The 17,875-nt window shown below is 55.4% G+C and carries 17 protein-coding genes; 8 read left to right on the forward strand and 9 right to left on the reverse strand.

Annotated elements, in window-relative coordinates:
• Positions 1-228: 228 nt before the first annotated feature.
• Positions 229-420: a hypothetical protein gene (locus tag MKJ04_RS12085; RefSeq protein WP_241641899.1), complete on the forward strand. Its 192-nt coding sequence runs from the start codon at positions 229-231 to the stop codon at positions 418-420.
• A 40-nt stretch (positions 421-460) separates the two neighbouring features.
• Here MKJ04_RS12085 and MKJ04_RS12090 read toward each other — a convergent pair whose 3' ends face one another.
• From MKJ04_RS12090 to MKJ04_RS12110, 5 genes are all read right to left on the reverse strand, one after another.
• Positions 461-1,144: a gluconate 2-dehydrogenase subunit 3 family protein gene (locus tag MKJ04_RS12090; RefSeq protein WP_241641900.1), complete on the reverse strand. Its 684-nt coding sequence runs from the start codon at positions 1,142-1,144 to the stop codon at positions 461-463.
• Between the two features lie 24 nt (positions 1,145-1,168).
• Positions 1,169-2,908, reverse strand: coding sequence for a GMC family oxidoreductase (locus MKJ04_RS12095; protein WP_241641901.1), 1,740 nt, complete (start codon positions 2,906-2,908; stop codon positions 1,169-1,171).
• A gap of 309 nt (positions 2,909-3,217) precedes the next feature.
• Positions 3,218-3,766 (reverse strand): GNAT family N-acetyltransferase, encoded by a 549-nt coding sequence (locus MKJ04_RS12100; protein WP_241641902.1) that lies wholly within the window; start codon positions 3,764-3,766, stop codon positions 3,218-3,220.
• A 37-nt stretch (positions 3,767-3,803) separates the two neighbouring features.
• Positions 3,804-5,561: an aspartate--tRNA ligase gene (aspS, locus tag MKJ04_RS12105; protein WP_241641903.1), complete on the reverse strand. Its 1,758-nt coding sequence runs from the start codon at positions 5,559-5,561 to the stop codon at positions 3,804-3,806.
• A 75-nt stretch (positions 5,562-5,636) separates the two neighbouring features.
• On the reverse strand, positions 5,637-6,533 hold the full coding sequence (locus tag MKJ04_RS12110) for a glycerophosphodiester phosphodiesterase (RefSeq protein WP_241641904.1): 897 nt from the start codon (positions 6,531-6,533) through the stop codon (positions 5,637-5,639).
• A gap of 82 nt (positions 6,534-6,615) precedes the next feature.
• Here MKJ04_RS12110 and MKJ04_RS12115 point away from each other — a divergent pair, with 82 nt between their 5' ends.
• Positions 6,616-8,244 (forward strand): glycosyltransferase family 39 protein, encoded by a 1,629-nt coding sequence (locus MKJ04_RS12115; RefSeq protein WP_241641905.1) that lies wholly within the window; start codon positions 6,616-6,618, stop codon positions 8,242-8,244.
• Positions 8,245-8,249: 5 nt separating this feature from the next.
• On the opposite strand, the gene MKJ04_RS12120 is transcribed toward MKJ04_RS12115, so the two are convergent.
• Both MKJ04_RS12120 and MKJ04_RS12125 read right to left on the reverse strand, forming a co-directional pair.
• On the reverse strand, positions 8,250-8,645 hold the full coding sequence (locus MKJ04_RS12120) for a GtrA family protein (RefSeq protein ID WP_241641906.1): 396 nt from the start codon (positions 8,643-8,645) through the stop codon (positions 8,250-8,252).
• A 436-nt stretch (positions 8,646-9,081) separates the two neighbouring features.
• A complete protein-coding gene (locus tag MKJ04_RS12125) occupies positions 9,082-9,528 on the reverse strand; it encodes a hypothetical protein (RefSeq protein ID WP_241641907.1) in 447 nt (148 codons plus the stop codon).
• Between the two features lie 260 nt (positions 9,529-9,788).
• Here MKJ04_RS12125 and MKJ04_RS12130 point away from each other — a divergent pair, with 260 nt between their 5' ends.
• The 3 genes from MKJ04_RS12130 to MKJ04_RS12140 all read left to right on the forward strand — a co-directional run bounded on the left by MKJ04_RS12130 (position 9,789) and on the right by MKJ04_RS12140 (position 11,665).
• Positions 9,789-10,340 carry a hypothetical protein gene (locus MKJ04_RS12130; RefSeq protein WP_241641908.1) on the forward strand — a complete coding sequence of 184 codons (552 nt, stop codon included), beginning with the start codon at positions 9,789-9,791 and terminating at the stop codon, positions 10,338-10,340.
• Between the two features lie 185 nt (positions 10,341-10,525).
• Complete coding sequence (locus MKJ04_RS12135) at positions 10,526-10,981, forward strand: nucleoside deaminase (RefSeq protein WP_241641909.1); 456 nt, start codon at positions 10,526-10,528, stop codon at positions 10,979-10,981.
• A 75-nt stretch (positions 10,982-11,056) separates the two neighbouring features.
• On the forward strand, positions 11,057-11,665 hold the full coding sequence (locus MKJ04_RS12140) for a superoxide dismutase (protein WP_241641910.1): 609 nt from the start codon (positions 11,057-11,059) through the stop codon (positions 11,663-11,665).
• A 207-nt stretch (positions 11,666-11,872) separates the two neighbouring features.
• Here MKJ04_RS12140 and MKJ04_RS12145 read toward each other — a convergent pair whose 3' ends face one another.
• Positions 11,873-14,107, reverse strand: a complete 2,235-nt coding sequence (locus MKJ04_RS12145; protein ID WP_241641911.1) for a cytochrome c biogenesis protein CcdA — start codon at positions 14,105-14,107, stop codon at positions 11,873-11,875.
• Positions 14,108-14,651: 544 nt separating this feature from the next.
• On the opposite strand from MKJ04_RS12145, the gene MKJ04_RS12150 reads away from it, so the two are divergent.
• The 3 genes from MKJ04_RS12150 (at position 14,652) to MKJ04_RS12160 (ending at position 16,954) form a co-directional block, all read left to right on the forward strand.
• Positions 14,652-14,963 (forward strand): hypothetical protein, encoded by a 312-nt coding sequence (locus MKJ04_RS12150; RefSeq protein WP_241641912.1) that lies wholly within the window; start codon positions 14,652-14,654, stop codon positions 14,961-14,963.
• Between the two features lie 213 nt (positions 14,964-15,176).
• Positions 15,177-16,502: a hemolysin family protein gene (locus MKJ04_RS12155; RefSeq protein ID WP_241641913.1), complete on the forward strand. Its 1,326-nt coding sequence runs from the start codon at positions 15,177-15,179 to the stop codon at positions 16,500-16,502.
• Entirely contained in the window at positions 16,499-16,954 is a 456-nt protein-coding gene (locus MKJ04_RS12160) for a hemerythrin domain-containing protein (RefSeq protein WP_241641914.1), read from the forward strand. Before MKJ04_RS12155 ends, MKJ04_RS12160 begins: the two co-directional genes overlap by 4 nt.
• A 251-nt stretch (positions 16,955-17,205) precedes the next feature.
• Here the strand turns inward: MKJ04_RS12160 and MKJ04_RS12165 are convergent, their stop codons facing one another.
• A complete protein-coding gene (locus MKJ04_RS12165) occupies positions 17,206-17,721 on the reverse strand; it encodes a gamma carbonic anhydrase family protein (RefSeq protein WP_241641915.1) in 516 nt (171 codons plus the stop codon).
• Positions 17,722-17,875 lie beyond the last annotated feature (154 nt).

Here is a 17,875-nt window from a genome sequence, read left to right on the forward strand (position 1 = left end):
GTAGCTAGTAGCATCAGCTTAACCTCCCGAGGATAAGGGCCCCTCAGTTTCTACCAAGTTTCTTTACAGAATGACAGGTAGCTTAATTCCTGATCGACTTGAATGAAACTGCCCTGCTTTCTGCGGCAGGGTATAAATGTTTGCTTTTGAAGATTGGCTACAGGATACTGGATATCGTATGAGCAGGGAGTAAGCAGCTCTTTCCAATATATATAAAACAAACTGCACATGAAAAAGACGATGACCTTCGCTTTAGTGGTAATTGCGTTCCCTCTCCTAACTGCCTGCAACAGCCAGGAAAGTGATACCACAACAGAAACGCCACCAGCAAACCAGACAGAGGCAGGCTCTGGTATAGAAGCAGACACAGCAGTTACCCTGGACCCGGACACCACGCTATACCACGACATGACGCTGTAAGCGCACGCGGCGCGCTAGGTTCAATGCGTGATTTTTAAGACTAAGCGTTGTTCTCAAATTTCACGCACTCGCGCAACTCCTTTTCGGTATAGGCCAGGTTGTGTTGCTTCAGCACGTCCGCTGGCACGCCTTTCCATTGGTTGGGGCGGTTGCCCTCGTAGCCGATGTCTTTCACGCCCATCTCGGAGGTAAAGAAGCCCGTTGCCGTCAGGTTGCGCATCAGGTTAAAGAAGGCCACGCCTTTCTTCATCTCCGGTTTTGCCCTTTCGGGGTAGGCGATGGCGTCCACCATTTCCAGTTGCTGCTTCTCACTGCAATCCACGAAGGAGCGCTCGTAGCGGTTCAGGCACTGGATGTCCAGCCACTTCAGGCCGCTGCGCATGGGGGTCTGGTGCTCAGGCTTGTCTTTCACGATAAACTCGATGAAGTCCGGCACGCCCGCCTCCGACGCGCTCCCACTCACCTCGTCCTTCGGGATGATGATATCGGAGAGCACCGTGATGGTGGCCAGCTCCGGTTTGGTGAAGAATTGCTTCGACCTGATCAGCTTCAGCCGCTCGACCTCCTCGGGCATGCGGCCCGCAGCCTCACCACCAGACTCAACAACCTCGGCTACTTCTGCCGCCTCCTGGCCATCGCTGGTTCGGGTGTCGCAGCCTTCTAAAAGTAAGGCCGAGGAAACCGTGCCGACCACAATGGCTTTCAATGATTCTCTTCTGTCCATATGCTTTTGCGTTAACCGATTGGTTTAAAGGTTCTGCTTTTTCATCTCATCAATGATATACTCCGACGCCCGCATCGACAGCGCGAGAATGGTCCAGGTGATGTTCTTGTCGCCCTGCGACACAAACTGGCCGCCATCCACGCAGAACAGGTTCTTGCAGTCGTGGGCCTGGCTCCACTTGTTCAGCGCCGATTTCTTCGGGTCGTTGCCCATGCGCACGGTGCCCGCCTCATGTATGATTTTGCCGGGAGCCGCCAGCCCCCAGTTGTTGTGCGGACCGGCGTCGCCGCCCGAGGTGATCACGGCGCCCATCTCGTGCAGTATCTCCTTGAACGTGGTGTTCATGTGTTTGGCCTGGTTGATTTCATAGTCCGAGTACTTCACGTTGAAGCGCAGCACCGGTATGCCATACTTGTCTACCACGGTCGGGTCGATCTCGCAGTAATTGCTCTCGAAGGCGATGGCCTCGCCGCGGCCTGCCATCCCGACGCCCGCGCCATACATAAAGCGGTAGTCCTCCTTCAGCGACTTGCCGTAGCCGCCTGCCTCTTTGGTTTTGCCATGCGCCTGCATCTTGCCGTTCGCTTTTTCTATACCCCAGCCGAAGCCATAGGCCGGCTGTTGCATACCTCCCCAGTACTCAATATGATATCCTCTCGGAAAGTCCAGTTTCTTGTTGTCCAGCCACCAGGGCGAGTACACGTGCATGCCGCCCACGCCGTCCTCGTTATACCGCTTGCGGCCCATCAGGTGCGGCAGCACACCGCTCACGGAGGCACCGGTCGAGTCGTGCAGGTACTTGCCTACCACATCGCTGGAGTTGGCCACGCCGTTCGGGTGCCGCCTCGACACGGAGTTGAGCAGCAGGCGGGCGCTCTCGCAGGCGCTGGCGGCCAAGATCACCACCCGGCCGTTTATCTGGTAATCCTTCATGTCCAGCGTGTCTACGTAGGATACTCCCGTGGCCAGCCCATCGGCATTCGTGATCACCTCGCGCACCATCGCATGGGGCAGCACATCCAGGTTGCCGGTTTCCATGGCAGGCTTCACCAGGCAGGAAGAGGAGGAGAAATCGGCGTATACCTTGCAGCTTCGCCCGCACTGCGCACAGTAGAAGCACTGGCCGCGCTCGTCGTTTATTTTTTTGGTTAGGATGGATAAGCGGGAGGGTATAACCGGCACACCGATACCGGTGGCGGCTTTCTTGAGCATCAGCTCGTGCAGGCGTGGCAGCGGCGGAGGCAGGAAGATACCGTCGGGCTCATTCTCCATACCCTCGTTCGTGCCGAACACGCCGATCAGCCGGTCTACCTTATCGTAGTAGGGTTTTACGTCTTCATACCCGATAGGCCAGTCCTCGCCGAGGCCGTCAATGCTTTTGTGCTTGAAGTCCTTGGGGCCGAAGCGGAGCGAGATGCGGCCCCAGTGGTTGGTTCTGCCGCCCAGCATGCGCGCGCGCCACCAGTCCCACTCGGTGCCAGGGGCTTTGGTATAGGGCTCGCCGTCTATCTCCCAGCCCCAGTAGCACCCGTCAAAGTCGCCGAAGGGCCTGAACTTGGTGCTGGCCCCTCTCCGCGGCGACTCCCAGGGGTTCTTTAACTGCGCCGAGTCTGTGGCGGGGTCATACATGGCACCCGCCTCGAGGAGGCAGACCTTCAGGCCAGCCTTGGCCAGCACGTAGGCCGCCATACCGCCCCCGGCACCAGAGCCCACAATCACAGCATCGTACTTCTTCGGATTTTCTTTGATTTGATAATCAGCCATACAAAGGATATGCGTTAGAATAGTGAAGAGAAAAGACAATTCTGGATGAATGCCCAACTAACGGCGGCACTCCTCCCCGACCCTACTGCCAAATCTGTTTTTTGCTACTGCTATGATACACATTTACAGCATTAAGTGCAATGCTAAAACGATTAATCAAAAAATATTATACAACAGGCTACTGGCTTTTTACTTTTGCGGAGGAGGCCGAGCCAAAAAGGGCCGAGCCAGCATAAAGGGTATAAAAAAACGCCTGCAACCATTTCGGCTGCAGGCGTTCTGCATTCATTCCATACCCTTACTCCTGCACTACAGGTTCAGCGACATGATCAGGCTTTTGCTGTTGTCCACCTGCTCATCAGGAGCGACGTTGGCCTGTGCCCCCTCAATCTGGAAACCGGCTTTCTGGTAGAGCCGCACGGCGCTGGTGTTGGCTCTCTCCACTTGCAGGCAAAGCACCTGCAGCTGATGCTGCCGCCGGGCCCACGCCACCGCCTCGCGCAGCAGGATAGAGCCCAGCCCCTTGCTCTGATACTCGGGCAGGATGCCCATTGTGATCAGCCCGGACTGGTCGTCATACTCTTCCTCGCTGCCGGTCAGGTCGAGGTTGCCGATCACGGTCCCGTTGTGCAGGGCCAGCAGCAGCAGGCTGTTCGGGTTCAGGTGGAGTTCTTTTATCCATTTGGCCTCGTCTGCCACGCTCTGCTCCAGCTCCGAGGGGGCCACAATCAGGTAGCGGCTCGTCACGACATACTGCCGCACGGTGTCCAGCAGCGCTTTCGAATCGCTCTCGTTCCCTTCCCGGATCAGGACTTTCTCGCCCGTCTTCAACTCGTACTCCTTCGCTGCTACCTTCACCTGGATAAATAAGAACGTGATATAGGGTATAAACTGCCTAGCTTGGCAGGTTCTTCAAACGGATATGCAACTCGTCCAGCTGCTGGTCAGCGATCTCAGACGGCGCATCGATCATCACGTCGCGGCCCGAGTTGTTTTTCGGGAAGGCGATGTAGTCGCGGATGGAGTCAGAGCCACCGAACAGCGAGCAGAGCCTGTCGAAGCCAAAGGCGATGCCACCGTGCGGTGGCGCCCCGTACTCAAACGCGTTCATCAGGAAGCCAAACTGCGCCTCGGCCTCTGCGGTGGAGAAGCCCAGCAAGCGGAACATCTGCTCCTGCAACCTGCGGTCGTGTATACGGATCGAGCCGCCTCCTACTTCCACACCGTTGATCACCATGTCGTAGGCGTTGGCGCGGATATCGCCTGGGCGGTAGTCGATCAGTTGCAGGTCTTCCGGCTTCGGTGAGGTGAACGGGTGGTGCATGGCATGGTAGCGCTGCGCTTCCTCGTCCCACTCCAGCAGCGGGAAATCCACGACCCATAGTGGCGAGAACACGTTTTTGTCGCGCAGGCCGAGGCGCTCGCCCATCTCCAGGCGCAGCTCGTTCAGGGCCTTGCGGGTCTTGTCGGCGTTTCCGGCCAGTATAAGCAGCAGGTCGCCCGGCTGTGCGTCGAAGGCGGTGCCCCAAGCCGCCAGGTCCTCTGCCGTGAAGAACTTGTCTACGGAAGATTTGATGCTGCCATCCTCGTTTACGCGGGCGTATACCAGGCCTGTGGCACCGATCTGCGGGCGCTTCACGAAGTTGGTCAGCTCGTCGAGTTGCTTGCGGGTATACTCGGCGGCTCCTTTTGCGTTGATACCGACTACCAGCTCTGCGTTGTCGAACACCGGGAACCCTTTTTGCTGGGCCAGTTCGTTGAGTTCTACGAAGCGCATGTCGAAGCGCGTGTCCGGCTTGTCGGAGCCGTAGAACTTCATGGCGTCGGCATAGGTCATGCGCGGCAGTTTCTCAATCTCGATGCCTTTTACCTCGGCGAACATGTGGCGGATGAAGCCTTCGAACACCTTCAGTATATCCTCCTGCGTCACGAAGGCCATCTCACAGTCTATCTGCGTGAACTCCGGCTGGCGGTCGGCGCGCAGGTCCTCGTCGCGGAAGCACTTCACGATCTGGAAGTACTTGTCGAAGCCAGACACCATCAGCAACTGCTTAAAGGTCTGCGGCGACTGCGGCAGGGCATAAAACTCGCCTGGGTTCATGCGGCTTGGCACCACAAAGTCGCGGGCACCCTCCGGCGTCGATTTGATCAGCACCGGGGTCTCCACCTCAATAAAGAAATGGCTGTCGAGGTAGTTGCGGGCCTCGCGCATCATACGGTGGCGCAGCTCCAGGTTGCGGCGCACCGGCGTGCGGCGCAGGTCGAGGTAGCGGTACTTCATGCGCAGGTCGTCGCCGCCGTCGGTCTCGTCCTCAATCATGAAGGGCGGCAGCTTGGACTTGTTGAGTACCTCCAGCTTGGTTATTTTCACCTCTACCTCGCCGGTCGGTATTTTGTCGTTCTTCGAGAAGCGCTCGATCACTTTGCCGGTTGCCCGCACCACGTACTCGCGGCCCAGGTCGCGCGCCTGCTCCAGCAGGGCGGGCGGCGTTATACCCTCCTCAAACGAGAGCTGCGTGATGCCGTAGCGGTCGCGGAGGTCCACCCATACCATACCGCCTTTGTCGCGGAGGCGCTGTACCCAACCAGTTAAGATTACTTCCTCATTCTTGTTGTATAAGCGGAGTTCGCCGCAAGTGTGTGTTCTGAGCATGGCTTAAATCAATGTATCTATAGAATGCAAATGTAATAATTTGTACGCTTGTATAAGTTGCAGCGGCGAAAGATGTCAGTCGAGCATCCGGCGCGCGGCCGCCACGTTGTTCACCTGTATGGCATCGGGGCGCATCTCCAGCATGCGGGCGATGCGGGAGTGGGACTTGCCCCCGAAAAGCACTACCTGAAGCCCCCGCTCTCTGGCCTGCCGCATCCGCTCCGGCGTCATGTCGCGGCCGTTGGCGCAGATTCCCTGCAAGCCGTGCGCTTCAATCTCCTGCATCGCCTGGTCGTAGTTGCCGCTCACGTCCAGGATCAGCGTCGCCTTCGGCTCTGCCTGGCGGAAGGCCTCCAGGAAGTCGGGGTTTGGCGAGATGAAAGCGAGTTTCTCCAGCGGGTATTTATACCGGCGCAGCAGGCCCAGCAGCGTGCGGGCGTAGTAGGTATGGCGCGCGGGGTCGTGGTTGCGCAGGTCGATGTGCAGGTATGGCACCGCCTCGTACCCGCTGACGTGCCGCAGCAGCTCTTCCAGGGTGATGATCTTCTCGTCATGGAAAAGGTCGTAGAAAAAGCCGCCCTGGTAGGCCAGCCCCGCCACCTCCGCCGCGTTCAGGTTATCGATGGTGTCCTGCCGCTCCGTCAGGGAAGCCAGCGTCACGTCATGGTACAGGATCGGCACCCCGTCTTTGCTCAGCTGTACGTCTACTTCCACGCCATCGGCCCCGTGCTTCTCCAAAGCCTTCAGGATAGAGGCCTTGCTGTTGGACGGCAGCGGGTTGAAAGGGTTTAGCGGGGACAAAAAGCCAGAACCGGCATGCCCCAGCACCAGCACCTTTGCGTCCTTATACTTAGAGGTATAGTAGTAGCGTGTGCCAGCATCGAGTAACGCCAGGACCAACCCCAGCACCAGCAGTAGCTTCGGCATAAGCTGCCAGCGCCGCCTCTTGATCGGCTTCACAGGATTCAGCATTCTGTTTGTCGAATTTAAAAGGCGAAGTTAACACCAATTCTTTTTAATTCCCCTTAAATTTGTGCAGTACTCCCATCCCCCTATGCAAAGCTTTACGAAAATCTCAAAAGAGAACACTGCTATACCGCCCCTGCAGGGCATTCCGCAGGGCCGCTACCTGATCCCGCTTTGGTTTGTCATGCTCCTGGCCTTTGTCATCCGGATGCTGGCTGCTTTTTTTTCGAAGGGCTTTGCCTTCAGCGACGACCACTTCGACGTGATCACGGTGGCGCAGGGCTGGCTGGACGGGTTGCCGCTGTGGCTAAACCAATCGATGCCGCCCCGCCACAGCATGCTGTATGTGCTGCTGCATTACGCGGTTTTCTACGTGCTGGAGGCTGTCGGCATCTTCGGCCCCGAGGCGAAGATGACGGTGGTGCGGGTGCTGCACGGCCTGTACTCACTGCTGGTGGTATACTTTGGCTACAAGCTGACCGAGCGGCTCTCGAACACCCTAAACGCGCGGCTGGTGGGTATGATGCTGGCGCTGGTTTGGTTTATGCCCTACATGAGCGTGCGCAACCTGGTGGAGATGGTGTGCATTCCGCCCTACCTCATTGCGTTTTACCTGATGGTGCGCGAGGAGCAGGCGGGCCGCAGGCGGTGGCTGCCTTACCTGGGCGCGGGCGCGCTGTTTGCGCTCGCCTTCGCGTTCCGGTACCATACCGTGCTGTTCGGCGCGGGTGCCGGGCTGGTGCTCCTCTACCGCCGCCAGTGGCGCGAGTCAATCGCGCTGCTGCTCGGCTTTGCCGTGTTTGCCTTTCTAGTGCAGGGCGTCATCGACATCGTCTTCTTCGATTATCCGTTCCACTCCATTGTGGCCTACTTCCTTTATAACGCTGAGAACGCCGAGAACTACAGCACAGGCCCGGTTTATCGCTTTGCCCTGACCGTGCTGGGCTTTCTGGTGCCGCCGGTCAGCGTGTTTCTGGTGCTGGGCTATGCCCGCACGGCCAGGCTCGCCCCAAAGCTCTTTTGGGGAGGGCTGATCTTTTTTGTGGCCCACTCGCTGTTCCCCAACAAGCAGGAGCGGTTTATACTGCCGCTGTTTCCGTTAATTATGATCCTGGGCGTGATCGGCTGGCAGCAGTTTGTGCAAGCCTCCGGGTTCTGGCAGCGCCGCCGCAAGCTGCTGGCCTGGTGCTGGGGCTTTTTCTGGGTGCTGAACATACTGGCCGCCGTGGGCATGGCCTTCACGTACACCAAAAAGAGTCGGGTGGCCCCGCTGGTGTATCTGTCTGAAAAAACAGGCATGGATGGTGTGGTGCTGGAGTTCGGTAACCACAGCGTGAAAAAACCGCCGCTCTTTTACCTGGGCCATACCGGCGCGGTTTACGAAAATTATGCAACCGACAAGGAGCAGGTATGGCAGGAGTACCTGCAGGGGAAAAAACAGCTGCCCGCCGACTTTGTGATGGCCTATACCCTGAACCAGGACAAAACACCGGCCGAGCTGCAGGCGCAAATCGACGCATCGCCTTACAAGCCGGACTATGTGGTGGTGGTCGGCACCGACGACCTGGAAGAGCGCATGGCCCGGCTGAACACGCTTTTCCCGCATCTGAAATTAGAGCATACCATCACGCCTTCGCTCTACGACCGCCTCCTGCACCTGCTCAACCCGCGCGTGCACAAAGACGAGCGGGTGCAGCTTTACGAAGTGCTGCCCTAGCCGCCTTACCGCGTGAAGGTATACAGGTAGTTGATGGAGAAGTTCCAGAAGAAGACCAGCACGATAGCCACAAACTTGGCGGCGTAGAAGTTGACCCTGCCGCGGTCGGTGAGCACGTAGATGATGAAGTTATTGAGCAGCAGCCCGACTGCGGCCACCAGCAGGAACTTGGAGAACTGCCACCCGATCTCGGGCTCCGCGCTCTCAAACGTCCAGATGCGGTTGAGGTAGTAGTTGCTGGCGCTGGCCAGCAGAAAGCCGATGCTGTTGGCGATGTACTTGTTCCAGCGCAGCTTCTCCTTTGCGAAGTAGGTCACGCCGAAGTCCAGGAGCAGGCCGGAGAAGCCCACTGCGCCAAACTTGAGGAACTTCAGGAAAAGGGTTTGTACACTTTCAGTCATCAACCAGGGTTTTCGCGCACAGGCCAGGCCTGACTGCAAGAGATCGGATTAGCGGAAGCTGCAAAAATAGAATACTTCTGCCATGCAACCAATTATCTGGTATGGGTATCTTCTTATTAATAAAAGCCAGCGACAACTGCCTGCCTCGCTGCGGAAGCACCCCGTTTATACCTGCTTTTGTGATTTATTTGTCGTACCTTTGAGGCCGCACGGCCCTGGCTGTGCAGTTTAAAAAGAAATGATTAACCAATGGCGGCTTAACGCTGTATAAAGACATTGCCAGGAGGAGTGAACGCTTCCGGCAACCGGGCGCGCTTGTTACAAGGGGGACGCGCCCTTTCTGATCCAAACAACCACAATGACGTTACAAAAGAAGCCATACCTGCTAGGTATGGCTTCTTTATTTTACTCCCTGATTATCGGTTGAGCGCAGTGCCTATTTGAACAGTCCGCCCAGTTTTCCGCCTAGCCCCTTGGTTACGGAGTCTTTTATACCCCCGCTCAGCAAACTGCCCACAATCTCGGACTGGCCCATCCCCTCCGACGCTACTTTGCTGGAGAACTTATCCATGATAAACGTGATGACGAACGGCGCTACCTGTTTCGCGATCGACTCCGGAATACCTAGTTTGGCTGTCAGGTCACCCACATACTTCTGGATAACGTTGTTGATGCCCGCGCTTTGCGTGGCCCCTTTCTGGCCCTTCAGCACATCCATAATCCCGCCGAAATCGCCGCTGCTGGCACGCTGCTTCATTTCCTCCATCAGATTCTCCTTGGCCAGGTCCACGGATTTGTCGGCCTTGTCTGGCTCCAGGTTGAACTTGCTTTGCAGCTCCCCTGTCAGTTGCCCTTTCATGTTGTTGATGATGTTCTCAAGCATATCTCTTCAATTAAATAGTCTGTTATACATATTTTGATTTCAGGCTGCCGCGTCGGTGCATTCCGGTGGCGCCTTTCCCTGACGCCGGTGGCCGCAGTCGCCTATGTGTATAAACGGCAAAGGGCCTCAGAAGATACCCCGGCACAATGTGCAGGGCGTTCGGTGCGTTACATACTTTGGCAGCATAATTGCACCAATCAGCATCCCGGGTGATTTTACCCCACAATTCCATACCTTTGCCAACCCAACCTATTATGAACATGCGTTATTTAACCTTTCTGGTAGTCCTTTTATTGGCCGGAGTGGCTTTTGCCCAGCCCAAACTGAAGAAGGTGCAGCTTAGCAAGGAGATTAGCGTGCACCTGCCGCAGGACTTCACGCCGCTGCCCGACGACGGAATAGCCCGCAAATACCCGGCCTCCACGAAACCGCTGGCTGTGTACACCAGCCCCAATGGCCTCGTGGATTTCAGCGTAACGCAAAAGCAGTCGCAGTTTAAGGAGCGGGACCTGGACATGCTGCGTGAGTTTTACAAGGCAAACCTGCTGGAGACCTTCAGCAAAGTGGACTTTATCCGCCAGGAGGTTTCTGAGGTGAAAGGCAGGAAGTTTATCGTGTTTGAGTTCGTGTCGTCGGTGGAGGATGAGCGCGGCACCACCAACATGGCCCCTATGCAGAAGTACAGCATTGTGCAGTATACCATCCTGGGCAACCAGCTGATGATCTTTACCCTGCACGTGCCCTTCATGCTGAAAAACGACTGGCAGCAGCCCGCCCGTGAGATTATGAGCTCTATCAACATCAAACCATAACTGGCGCGTTGCCCTATACCTTCTTCACAAGCCTTTCCTTTTTTGGAGGGGCTTTTTTTTGATTCGGTGCCGCTTCGGCTTATTTTTGGGAGGCGCGCCATACATCCGCTCTTTTCCGGCGGGCCGCGGCGGGCGTATTCCTGCCGGTTTATCATGGCCCCACTTTCATCTAAACCATCCCCCCTATGGCAACAGACTTTTTATCGATACACAGCGACGATCATTTTATGCGGCAGGCCTATACCCAGGCAAAACAGGCCTTTGCCGAAGGCGAGGTGCCGATTGGTGCTGTGATCGTGGCAAACAACCGCATCATTGCCAAAGCCTATAACCAGACCGAAAAGCTGAACGACGTGACGGCCCACGCCGAGATGCTGGCTTTTACAGCCGCCGCCGAGTACCTGGGCAACAAATACCTCCACGACTGCACCCTCTACGTGACCGTGGAGCCCTGCGTGATGTGCGCCGGGGCCAGCTATTGGGCGCAACTGAAACGGGTGGTGTTCGGGGCGCCGGAGCCCAAGCGGGGGTATAGGCGCGTGGGCAACCTGCTCCACCCGAAAACAGAGATGGTTAGCGGCATCATGGCGCAGGAGTGCGCCGACCTGATGGCCACTTTCTTTGCCGCTAAAAGAAATTAACTAACTTTGGAATCGAGACGTACACTTTCAACAAGTGTACAAACATTATTTTTCAACCTTAAACCACATAAAACTATGGCGTTCGAACTTCCGAAACTACCTTATGCATATGATGCCCTGGAGCCGCACATTGATGCGCGCACCATGGAAATCCACCATACAAAACACCATCAGGCGTATACCACGAACCTGAACAATGCCATTCAGGGCACTAACCTGGAAGGAAAGTCTATCGAAGAGATCCTCAAAAACGTGAACGGCAATACAGCGGTTCGCAACAACGGAGGTGGTTTCTACAACCACAACCTGTTCTGGACGGTGCTGTCGCCGAACGGTGGCGGTCAGCCATCAGGTGAGCTGGCAGATGCGATCAACAGCGCTTTCGGCTCCTTCGATGCATTCAAAGAGGAATTCAACAAGGCTGCTGCCACGCGCTTCGGCTCTGGCTGGGCCTGGCTGTGCGTAGGCACTGATGGCAAACTGAGCGTGTGCTCTACAGCAAACCAGGACTCCCCTATCATGAATGTGGATCAGGCGTGCGGCGGACAGCCAATCCTTGGCCTGGACGTATGGGAGCACGCCTACTACCTGAACTACCAGAACCGTCGCCCGGACTATATCGGCGCTTTCTGGAACGTAGTGAACTGGGAAGAAGTAACCAAGCGCTTTAACGAGGCCAAATAGCTTTTTAAAGACACAAGACTCAGGACAAAAGACTTAGGACTTTTGCCCGTAAACAAAAAAGTCCCCGCCATTGCTGGCGGGGACTTTTTTGTTTAGATCTCGCGGTGTCTTTACGACCTGCGAGGGTATTTAGTATTTAGCTGTAGCCTTTGCTGCCACAGACACTCACAGGAGCTTCGCACACTGTGAGGTCTACTGTGACTTTGTTTATCGCTGCGCTACCTGCTGTTTTGCTTTAAAAGCAGCCACCCCGGCATCCAGGAAATTCACGAAGTTTTCCACGCTCAGGTCGTAAGCGATAGGCTTTACCAGTATGTTTTCCTGCGCGTCCATCAGCACATAATAAGGCTGAGCGTTCACGTTGAACTTCGTGATCTGGTAGTCAGCGTACTTCTTGCCGATGGTTTTCTTCTCCTTGCCGTCGTAGCTGCTGGTATACTGCTCGCTTTTAGCCAGTTCTGTTTTGTCGTCCACGTACAGGGCCAGGATCACATACTCCTCGCGCAGTCGCTTCAGCACCGCCGGGTCCGACCATACATTGGCTTCCATCTCGCGGCAGTTCACGCAGCCGTGGCCGGTAAAATCGATGAAGATCGGCTTGCCCTGCTCTGCTGCGCACTTTTTCGCCTGCTCCAGATCGAAGTAGCCCTGCAGGCCGTGCGGCAACTCGAAGATGTCGCCATACTTCGGCTCCTCGCAAATCTCATCCGAAGTAGCAGCAACGCTTCCGCCGCCCGCGTTCTGTTGGATAATGCTGTTCAGGTCAAAGTCGTGGGTAGACTGCGGCGGCAGGTAGCCGGCCAGCGCCTTCAGCGGGGCTCCGAACAAACCCGGTATGAGGTATACCACAAACCCGAAAGTGGCGACCGCCATGAAAAGACGCGGCACGCTGATGTATGGCAGGTCGGAGTCGTGAGAGAACTTGAGCTTGCCCAGCAGGTAGAAGCCCATCAGGGTAAAGATTACGATCCAGAGGGCAAGGTATACCTCCCGGTCCAGAATTCCCCAGTGGTATACCTGGTCGGCCACGCTCAGGAACTTCAGCGCCAGAGCCAGCTCGATAAAGCCCAGCACCACTTTCACGGAGTTCAGCCAGCCCCCCGACTTGGGGAGCCCGCTCAGCCACGAGGGGAAAACAGCGAACAGCGTGAACGGCAGCGCAAAGGCAAGCGAAAAGCCAAACATGCCGACAACCGGGCGTATGGTCTCGCCTCCGGCAGAGGCAACCAGGATGCTTCCCACAATCGGGCCGGTACATGAAAATGAAACCAGCGCCAGCGTGAAAGCCATAAAGAAAACGCCTATCCAGCCGCCCCTGTCGGATTGGGCGTCTATTTTAGTAAGCCATGAGCTGGGCAGCGTGATCTCGAACATGCCAAAGAACGACATCGCAAAAATCAGGAAAATAGCGAAGAACAGCACGTTGGGCAACCAGTGCGTGCTGAGGAAGTTCGCACCGTCGGCCCCAAAAACCTTGGCTACCACCGTGCCGATGAGGGTATAAATTGCGATGATGGACACCCCGTATACCAGCGCCTTGAGCACTGCCTGCCCCTTGCTGCCGCTGCTGCCGGTAAAAAAGCTCACCGTCATGGGCACCATCGGGAAGACACAAGGCGTTAACAGGGCCACCAGGCCAGAGCCAAAGGCCACCAGCATAAACGCCCACAAGCTGCCCGCGCCGCCAGCAGTGGCGGTCTCTTCGGAGGCAGGCAGCGCAGCGGAAGCGGTATGGGCCGTATCCCGGCTGGCAAAGGCCTCAGGCGCTTTTGAGGCAGTGTCCTCCCCTTCAAAAACAGCGTCAGGTGGTATGGCCGCCGTGGCATCCGGCAAGGCCGTTTCCTCATTTTCCTGCCGAATCTCCTTCTGAATTTCTCTTTCCTGCGGCTTCGGTGCCGTTGTTGCCGGTGCGGGTTCTGTTTTGGCCGCAGCCGTTACGGCAAGCTGCCTGTTGGTGAAGGCAAACGTATCATCGAAAGGTATACACTGCCCCGACACGTCGGAACACACCTGATATTCGTAGCTTCCTTTTATAAGCAGCTCTGGCTGAAGCACTCTGACCCTTTGCCGGAACTGCGCCGTGCCGGTAAAGTAGGTATACTCGCCTTCCCACAGCTCATCATACTTCTTTTTTGGGTTGATGGGCCTGATCTTCCCCACCAGCTCATAAGACGGGTGCTTCTGAAACGCAAACTCCGTGACCATAGGGCCCAGGTCCGGGTCAAAATCGGAGGAGTAGAGATACCAGTCCTTGTCGATTTTCACATGGAAGATCAGCTCCACTTCCTCCCCGACGGCCACTTGTTTTTTAGCGGTATCGTAGCTCCAGGTAGCTGGCTTCAGCACCTGTGCCTGCGCAAACAGGGCCACCAGGCAAAATAGCCACGTCAGGGTAAGTCTCACTCCAATTTTATTGCCGTTGATCATTCTGTTTGGGTTCATCTGTTAAAATCCGGTGCAAGCAGTATGGGGCTTGAGCGGGTGCGCCTGCAAAAGTAGGGATTTTTGGACTGACACTTTACTAGCCCCCGCAACCGGTCGGACAGACAACATGTATCTTCCCCTTAATGTTGCCTGCGCTGCCCTAAACTCCCTGTCTCTGTCCCCCTCCTGATTCCAGGCAGGCTTTCCCTGTTTCCTAAAAAATTCTTCTCCTTGAGATGGTGCAATTATCTACACCCCAATACTGGCCCTTGAGCCCCTAAAGCCATGTATACCTGATCTTTTAGGGAAACCAGAGCTTTAAAACTGAAATAGAAGTGCAACAAACCCTGGATATTTAGTAAATTTTATATATAACAACCTCTATAATACAAGAATTTACGTACTAAGTACCAGCACCTAAAATTAACTAAGCAAATACTATGCTCCCCTATTAAATAAGATGTGTTCACTTATAAAGCGATTAAATAGGATAACCCATATTGTTAAATCTCAAAAAAACTTTCAATATTTACATATCGCTACACCCTAAACCCTATCCAACATGGATAAAACTCTACCCGGCTATGTTGACTTTTCGCTACAGACTGAATGTGGCAAAACCTTCGGAAATGTTTTTAAAGCTATAAAGCTCGTGCGCGATGAGCAGCACAACTTTCATATAGTCTACAAAACGTTCTCGGATGAGTACATCTACTCCTTCTGCAACCCGTTTCAGGACGATCTGTTCGCCAACGTGTACAGGCTCATCTCTGAACCTGAAGCCAAACGTATTTTTCAGCGCCTCCTCTCCCAGGAGAACGCCTCTGAACTGTTTAACGCCCCAGCCGCCGCGTCCTCACAATTCTGCGCTTAGCGCTACAATATATACCATATGAACAAAAGGTGCTTCGCGGCACCTTTTGTTTTTGGGTTGGCCCAAGTGTAAGGGAAGGAAAAAATGCGGCCTTATTGCCTCCAATGGCATTTGTGCCTATGTTTTAGCCCTAATAGCACATACTCTAGTAGCAAAAGCACGTATTTTAGTTAATTTTACAGCTTTGCTGCTACACAACAGCAGAAACTCCCTATGGCTTTAGACATTCTGTTAACCATTTTCCTGGTCCTCCTAAACGGTTTCTTTGTTGCGGCTGAGTTTGCCATCGTTAAAGTGCGCGCCTCGCAGATAGAGCTGCGCGCCCAGACTGGCAACTCCATGGCCAAGCTCGCCCAAAACATGCTCACCCACCTCGATGCCTACCTTTCGGCAACGCAATTGGGTATAACCCTCGCCTCGCTTGGCCTGGGTTGGATCGGCGAAAGCGTGGTGTCCCAGATCGTGATCAACGTCATGACCTTCTTCGGCTTTAGCGGCAGCGAGGTGCTGGCCCACCAGATCGCCCTGCCTGTTTCCTTTGCCATTATCACGGTGCTGCACATCGTTTTCGGTGAGCTTGCCCCTAAATCGCTGGCGATACAGCGCTCAGAGTCCACGGCGCTGGCTGTTGCGTTTCCGCTTCGGTTCTTTTATATCGTGTTCAAGCCGTTTATATGGCTGCTGAACGGCTTGGCAAACATGGTGCTGCGCATGCTCGGCATACAGGCGGTGCACGGCGCCGAGGTACACTCTGCCGAGGAGCTTCGCCTCCTGTTTGAGCAGAGCGTGGAGAGCGGCGCCATCCAGAACGCGCACCACGAGCTGATCGAGAACGTGTTTGAGTTTAACGAGCGCATGGTAAAGCAAATTCTGGTGCCCCGCACCAAAATGGTGGCCGTGGACCTGAACATCTCGGAGCACGAGCTTATGGAGCTGATCTTTAACGAGGGCTACTCCCGCCTGCCGGTATACGATGGCAACATCGACAATATCGTGGGCATCCTGTACGTGAAGGATATCCTAAGCATTGTGCGCCGCGGAGAGGCCGTTGAGATTGCAAAGCTTATGCGCCCGGCCTACTTTGTGCCGGAAACCAAGAAGATCAACCTGCTCCTCAAGCAGTTTCAGCGCCGCCACATGCACATGGCCGTGGCCACCGACGAGTTCGGCGGGGTATCGGGCATCGTGACCATCGAGGACATCATAGAGGAGTTGGTGGGCGAGATACAGGACGAGTATGACGAGGAAGTGCCCATCGTGGAGAAGATCAGCGACTTTGACTACAAGGTAAGCGGCTCGGCCACCATCTCCGATGCAAACGACTATCTGCCCTACCCGCTGCCGGAAGGCGAAGACTACGAAACGGTGGGAGGACTGCTGAACGTGATTTACGGGCAGATACCGGAAAACCTCAACGAAGTGACCAATTTCAACGAGTACGAGGTGCGGGTGCTGGAGAAATCAGAGCGCCGCGTGGAGTGGGTGCAGCTGAAGGTGCGCCACGAGTCGCTGCAGGAAGAGGAAGAGCCAAGCAGATGAAGCGGCACCCCAGCCTGATCCCGATCTCGCGCCAGCACCACGGGGGCCTGCTCACGGCAAGGCTGCTGCAGCACGGTGCCCCGCCCTACAAAGGCATGCCCACTGCGGCTGCCGACAAACTTGCCTATACCCTGCAGTTTTACACAGACCACCTCCAGGCGCATTTTGAGATAGAAGAAACCACCGTTTTTGCCGCCGCCCGCGCCCATTCCGAAGCCCTGGCAGAACAGACAGACGTACTGCTGGCAGAGCACCGGCAACTGGAGGCGCTTATACAGGCCCTGCCGCAGGCAGACGCAGCAACGCTCCCGGACAAGCTGGATGAGGTGGGTCAGCTTCTGGAACAGCACATACGCCGCGAAGAGCGCGAGTTCTTTGAGCTGCTGCAGCAAAGCCTCCCTGATGAAAAATTGCAGCTGTTGCAGCAGTTAGTGCTAAAGCACTTGGCGTAACCGCGCTACCTAAGCTGGCGCAAGCGTCCGCTTGTGCCTTTATACCTTTGCTAAGGGCTTATGCGATTAAGTTATACCTTGCCTCCAGTCTTTTCAGCTTGTATCAAAACCGCCCAAGTATTTAAGCCCAAATGGAGACCTGGGAAAATGGTGTTCCCTAAAAGGCACAAGCGGACGCTTGCGCCAGATAAAGCCAGACAAGGATGCTTCGTAGCGCGATTTTGCATTACTTTCTGGAGCGCCAACTGTTCTTATCTCCCGCTGAACCAGCTGCTGTACAGCACGTAATTGTTTGCCACCTTAGCCAGGCCTTCCACCTGCTCGGGGCTCAGTTGTTTCACTTTTTTGGCGGGGATACCTGCATAAATATACCCCGACTCGCATACCGTGTTTTCCAGCACAATGGCCCCAGCGGCTACGATGCAGTTTTTCTGCACCACCACATTGTCCATCACAATCGCACCCATCCCGATCAGCACGTTATCTTCCACGGTGCAGCCGTGCACGATGGCGTTGTGGCCCACCGTCACGTTGTTGCCGATGGTGGTGGCCGCCTTCTGGTAGGTGCAATGAATCACGGCCCCGTCCTGAATGTTTGACTTATCCCCGATCCGGATGCTGTTCACGTCGCCCCTGATCACGGCGTTGAACCAGATCGAGCACTCGTTGCCCATGATCACATCGCCTACAATGGTGGCGTTCTCGGCAATAAAGCAATCGGTGCCCATCTGCGGCTTCACGCCTTTTACCGGTAGTATAACTGGCATATTTTTTTTGAATTACGAATTATAAATTACGAATTACGAATGGGTAACACGAAATGCATGCAAAAGGATTTTTCCCGTTTCTGAAGTTTTCTTCTTGCAACTGGTTTTCGATTTCCTCATCGCCTCTCTTGCAAAGTTAAGGTTGGATTCTGAA

The sequence above is a fragment of the Pontibacter sp. E15-1 genome, from assembly GCF_022601975.1.
Classification (GTDB): domain Bacteria; phylum Bacteroidota; class Bacteroidia; order Cytophagales; family Hymenobacteraceae; genus Pontibacter.

Excerpts from the sequence above, each read along its gene's own strand:
- MKJ04_RS12115 (WP_241641905.1), top strand. The coding sequence starts at position 6,616 with ATGCAAAGCTTTACGAAAATCTCAAAAGAGAACACTGCTATACCGCCC.
- MKJ04_RS12135 (WP_241641909.1), top strand. The coding sequence starts at position 10,526 with ATGGCAACAGACTTTTTATCGATACACAGCGACGATCATTTTATGCGG.
- MKJ04_RS12125 (WP_241641907.1), bottom strand. The coding sequence starts at position 9,528 with ATGCTTGAGAACATCATCAACAACATGAAAGGGCAACTGACAGGGGAG.
- MKJ04_RS12095 (WP_241641901.1), bottom strand. The coding sequence starts at position 2,908 with ATGGCTGATTATCAAATCAAAGAAAATCCGAAGAAGTACGATGCTGTG.
- MKJ04_RS12165 (WP_241641915.1), bottom strand. The coding sequence starts at position 17,721 with ATGCCAGTTATACTACCGGTAAAAGGCGTGAAGCCGCAGATGGGCACC.
- MKJ04_RS12090 (WP_241641900.1), bottom strand. The coding sequence starts at position 1,144 with ATGGACAGAAGAGAATCATTGAAAGCCATTGTGGTCGGCACGGTTTCC.
- MKJ04_RS12140 (WP_241641910.1), top strand. The coding sequence starts at position 11,057 with ATGGCGTTCGAACTTCCGAAACTACCTTATGCATATGATGCCCTGGAG.
- MKJ04_RS12160 (WP_241641914.1), top strand. The coding sequence starts at position 16,499 with ATGAAGCGGCACCCCAGCCTGATCCCGATCTCGCGCCAGCACCACGGG.
- MKJ04_RS12110 (WP_241641904.1), bottom strand. The coding sequence starts at position 6,533 with ATGCTGAATCCTGTGAAGCCGATCAAGAGGCGGCGCTGGCAGCTTATG.
- MKJ04_RS12120 (WP_241641906.1), bottom strand. The coding sequence starts at position 8,645 with ATGACTGAAAGTGTACAAACCCTTTTCCTGAAGTTCCTCAAGTTTGGC.
- MKJ04_RS12130 (WP_241641908.1), top strand. The coding sequence starts at position 9,789 with ATGCGTTATTTAACCTTTCTGGTAGTCCTTTTATTGGCCGGAGTGGCT.
- MKJ04_RS12155 (WP_241641913.1), top strand. The coding sequence starts at position 15,177 with ATGGCTTTAGACATTCTGTTAACCATTTTCCTGGTCCTCCTAAACGGT.
- MKJ04_RS12150 (WP_241641912.1), top strand. The coding sequence starts at position 14,652 with ATGGATAAAACTCTACCCGGCTATGTTGACTTTTCGCTACAGACTGAA.
- MKJ04_RS12085 (WP_241641899.1), top strand. The coding sequence starts at position 229 with ATGAAAAAGACGATGACCTTCGCTTTAGTGGTAATTGCGTTCCCTCTC.
- MKJ04_RS12145 (WP_241641911.1), bottom strand. The coding sequence starts at position 14,107 with ATGAACCCAAACAGAATGATCAACGGCAATAAAATTGGAGTGAGACTT.
- aspS (WP_241641903.1), bottom strand. The coding sequence starts at position 5,561 with ATGCTCAGAACACACACTTGCGGCGAACTCCGCTTATACAACAAGAAT.